The organism is Teichococcus wenyumeiae, assembly GCF_003696345.1.
Lineage (GTDB): Bacteria > Pseudomonadota > Alphaproteobacteria > Acetobacterales > Acetobacteraceae > Pseudoroseomonas > Pseudoroseomonas wenyumeiae.
The window spans coordinates 1-798 of the sequence record NZ_RFLX01000177.1 but is presented as its reverse complement, the minus strand read 5'-3'; the positions used below and the strand labels follow the sequence as shown (position 1 = coordinate 798).

General features: G+C 66.2%; 1 pseudogene. It reads right to left on the bottom strand.

Annotated elements, in window-relative coordinates:
• Positions 1 to 750 (bottom strand): annotated as a pseudogene (locus tag EBE87_RS28475) (IS5 family transposase); the annotation flags it as partial.
• Between the last annotated feature and the right edge of the window lie 48 nt (positions 751 to 798).

The window sequence follows — 798 nt, the reverse complement described above, 5'->3', positions numbered from 1 at the left end:
GAGGTGGAGATCGGCAAGGGTGCTGGCGTAGCGCTCGTAGTCCTTCACCAGGCGCCGGAACCGGTTGGCCCAAGCAAAGGAGCGCTCGACCACTCAGCGTCGCGGCAGCAGGACGAAGCCGCGCTTGGCTTCCGGCAGCTTGATCACCTCCAACTCGATGCCGTGGGCTTTCGCGGCATCGGCTGCTTTCCGGCCGGTGTACCCCTGGTCGACATAGGCCAGATCAATACTCTGCCCTGTGGAGGATTGCACCGCCTGGGCCAGGCGTCCGACTTCGGCCCGGTCGTCCACGCTTGCGGGCGTGACGTGCAACGCCAGCAGATGCCCCAGTGTGTCGACCGCCAGGTGCAGCTTCGAGCCCTTCTTCCGCCTGGCGCCGTCGTAGCCCGCCCGTTCGCCGCTCTCCGGCGTCGAGCGCAAGGTCCGGCTGTCCAGAATGGCAGCACTGGGCTGCGCCTTTCGTCCGGCAGCCAGCCGCAGCACGGTTCGGAGATCCTCGGCCAGTGCCTTGAAGCAGCCTGCCGCCAGCCAGCGTTGCGTCTGCTGGTACACCGCTGCCCAGGGCGGGAGGTCATTGGGCATCCAGCGCCAGGGTGCGCCGGTCTTCACCACGTAGCGCAGGCCGTTGAACACCTCGCGCAGTGAATGCTCCCGCTGTCCGGCTTGCTCCGGCAACAGCGTCAGATAGGGCGCGACCAGCGCCCATTCTTCATCAGACACATCAGAGGGGTAGGGCTTGCGGATCGTCATGCCCGCAACCTGATCGTTACCCACCCGCAGGTCCATAACAGCCTCTAG